Origin of the sequence: Microcystis sp. LE19-41.2A (assembly GCF_027530405.1) — a bacterium.
Taxonomy (GTDB): domain Bacteria; phylum Cyanobacteriota; class Cyanobacteriia; order Cyanobacteriales; family Microcystaceae; genus Microcystis; species Microcystis aeruginosa.
The window spans coordinates 1-2,935 of record NZ_JAPZQJ010000406.1 but is presented as its reverse complement, the minus strand read 5'-3'; the positions used below and the strand labels follow the sequence as shown (position 1 = coordinate 2,935).

At 40.5% G+C, this 2,935-nt stretch carries 3 protein-coding genes; all 3 read left to right on the top strand.

Translation table 11 applies throughout. The annotated features are described in order from the left end of the window. The first annotated feature begins 376 nt into the window (after positions 1 to 376). The 3 genes from O9290_RS16575 to O9290_RS16565 are packed head-to-tail and all read left to right on the top strand — an operon-like array spanning position 377 to position 2,685. Positions 377 to 1,156 (top strand): hypothetical protein, encoded by a 780-nt coding sequence (locus O9290_RS16575; protein WP_288058809.1) that lies wholly within the window; start codon positions 377 to 379, stop codon positions 1,154 to 1,156. Then, positions 1,156 to 1,965, top strand: a complete 810-nt coding sequence (locus tag O9290_RS16570; RefSeq protein WP_002742233.1) for a metallophosphoesterase family protein — start codon at positions 1,156 to 1,158, stop codon at positions 1,963 to 1,965. The genes O9290_RS16575 and O9290_RS16570 overlap by 1 nt, the downstream gene beginning before the upstream one ends. Positions 1,966 to 1,986: 21 nt before the next feature. Continuing rightward, the gene (locus O9290_RS16565; RefSeq protein ID WP_002787216.1) at positions 1,987 to 2,685 is read left to right on the top strand and encodes a metallophosphoesterase family protein; all 699 of its coding nucleotides are present in this window, start codon (positions 1,987 to 1,989) and stop codon (positions 2,683 to 2,685) included. Positions 2,686 to 2,935: the final 250 nt, after the last annotated feature.

The window sequence follows — 2,935 nt, the reverse complement described above, 5'->3', positions numbered from 1 at the left end:
TTTAATTTAATTATAACCAGCTACTTATGAATAATTTATGGATAAAAACTTTAAAATTTAACGAACCCTCGATCCCATGGTTTTACATCTCTTTGTTCTCTAAGTTCATTATCGCAAACCCTTGCACTTTACGGAAGCGGCGATCGATTAAGGGAACAATTAAAAACGAGGGGAATTATCTTAGTTGATTTACCCGATGGACAAAGCCAATGGTATCCTAGAGAAAAGAGCCATAACCATGATTAATATCTCAAGAAACCGCCAATTTTTCCCAAAATAACCTTGCTAAGTCTAGAAGATTGGTTAAAGAAGATTACTTGCCCCAATCTAACTTATGCTAGAATGATTATCATTACCACAATAAAGAAGGAGCAAAATGATTATCGTGGTGACGGGGGGTATAGCTGCGGGAAAAACCCATTGGATTCGCCAACAAATCGCCCAAAGCAAGCAGCCAAGTCTATATTTTAGTCCCCAGACGGAAACTTTTCCCATTGATCATCTCACTTTACAGAATGACTTTCCCCAGTTGTCCTCTATTTCTAGGGAAGAAGAAGACCTTTTGAGCAGTTTATCCATGGAAAACACGATCTACATGGAAGTACCATGGCATTTAGACACGCAATCCCTCGAAAGCTTTCTAAAACCCCTCAATTGTCATCGGGTAGCGATTACGTCTCCAGACGAAGAAATCCCCGAAGGACAGGTTCCCGTCGATGAAATAGTCATCAGTCCCGTCAAAACAACAATAAAAGGTGATCAATGGTCAAAAAAACGGGAAATACAGATTTATAGAGCCGTTTTAACGGGAGAAATCCTCGATTTTTCCAGTTTAACCACCTTTTGGACAGAATTAACCCAAGGGGCCTATGGGGAAGTGCTGCGGGTTAAAAGTATCTTCGATATCATCGATGGTCAGTGTATTTATGGGGAATTTATGGATGAATGGCCAGAAAAAGACTTTCAAAGCTTAAATTTCCCCTTAAATCTCGATGGGAGACCGAATCGCTTCAGTGGGATTGAAATCGTCGGTCGCAATCTCGATAAACCGACAATTGCCGATACCCTGAGTGATTGTTGTCTGTCCGATGAGGCACTTTTTTATTATCAACAACAATTTCAAGAATCTTTAGAGCCAGAAATGGAGTTAATCTGATGAAAATAGCCGTTTTATCCTGTATTCATGGCAATATGCCCGCTTTTAATGCTGTTTTGCAAGATTTAGACCAACAGGGTTGTCAAGAAATCTACTGTTTAGGGGATTTAGTTGGGTATGGACCCCATCCTAACCAAGTGGTGGAAAAAATCCGTCAACTGGGGATTACCACGGTACAAGGGTGTTGGGATGAGGATATCGTCGAGGGATTAAATGCCTGTGAGTGCAGTTATCCGTCGCTTTTAGCAGAAAAACGCGGTAGATTAGCTCATGAGTGGACAAATCAAATAATCACCCCAGAAAACCGTAATTATTTGTCAAAACTGCCCGAAATTTTTAAGCTAGATCACCTCTGTTTTGTCCATGGTAGTCCCCAAAGTAACCATGAGTACCTTTTAGCCGAAATGGACGCTTTTACGGCTTTAGAACGGGTTTTATCGGTAGATACAGAGGTTTTATTCTGTGGACATACCCACATCCCCTACATTCGCACTCTCGACGCGGGAAGCTTGCAAATAAAAGTGTATCAACCCGATGGGGAACAGTCGCGGCAATTTACCACACCGGTTAAACGTATCATCAACGTGGGATCGGTGGGAGAACCGCGTCACGGTCGTCCAAATGCCACCTATGTGATTTACGATCGAGAAACGGCAGCGGTACAACTGCGAGAAGTGGCCTATAACTATCAGGAAACCTGTCAGGCTATTTTAGCATCGGGTTTACCTCCTATTTTCGCTTGGCGATTGGCTAAGGGTCTAGAATATGCGGAAAAAGCCGATGATCCGACTCATGTTTGCGAACGTTAATTTGTGATAAATCAAGAAATTATGTGGGCGATTTTAAGCGGTATTCAAGGTAATTTACCAGCCTATCAAGCGGTCTTGGAAGATATTCAGCAACGGTCAGTTACTGTAGAAAATTTATATATTTTAGGAGATTTTATCGGCGTTAATCCCGATAGTGAAATGCTGGTAGAACAAATACGTTATCCCACTAAAAATAACTTATATCCGCAGGTTTGTCGGGGATGGTGGGAAGAACAATGTCTAATTTTACACAGTTTAGGAGCCACAGGAGAACCGACGGAATTAATCCATAAACATGGAATTGATAGCACTAAACAACTCTGGGACGCAGTTTCTTTGGAAACGGTGCAATGGTTACGAAATCTCGATTTTGGTTTTGTCGAGTTGGATTGTTTATTAATTCATGGCAGTAGTGTCAGTGTTAGTGAAGAATTAACCCCCGATACTCCCCCATGGCAAATTTTAGATCGACTGCAACGGGTGGGAGTTAATAATCTATTTTGTGGTCGTGCGGGAAAAGTTTTTGATTATTCTTTACAGTCCGCTAATTTAACTAGCACTGTTACTACTTTAGATAAACGGCAACCAAGTCAAACTTTGACGATTCAAGATAAGCGTTTAATTGGGGTTGGTAGCGTTGGTAAAGAATTAAATAAAGCAGTTTACACTCTCTATAATCCTAGTAATAATTGCGTGGAGTTTAGAACCGTACCTTATTAATCTTTCAGAGATTAATTAAATATTAAAGATTAATTTAAGTAGGTAGGTGTTAAAAATTATCAGACACCCCCCTTATCAAGGGGGATCAAGGGGGGATTTATCTTCAATTTAATTAGGGCTTGCTGAATAAATCTAAAAACCTTGTTGGATAAGGCTTTTAGACTTTTTTTCCCTCAAAAAGTGCCGACCATTGGAGGGATCGGGGGTAAAATTCAGGTACTTTTTCCCTGAAAATTAGGTAACTGACTAC

Coding starts and splice junctions, on each gene's coding strand:
- O9290_RS16565 (WP_002787216.1), top strand. CDS start 1,987: ATGTGGGCGATTTTAAGCGGTATTCAAGGTAATTTACCAGCCTATCAA.
- O9290_RS16570 (WP_002742233.1), top strand. CDS start 1,156: ATGAAAATAGCCGTTTTATCCTGTATTCATGGCAATATGCCCGCTTTT.
- O9290_RS16575 (WP_288058809.1), top strand. CDS start 377: ATGATTATCGTGGTGACGGGGGGTATAGCTGCGGGAAAAACCCATTGG.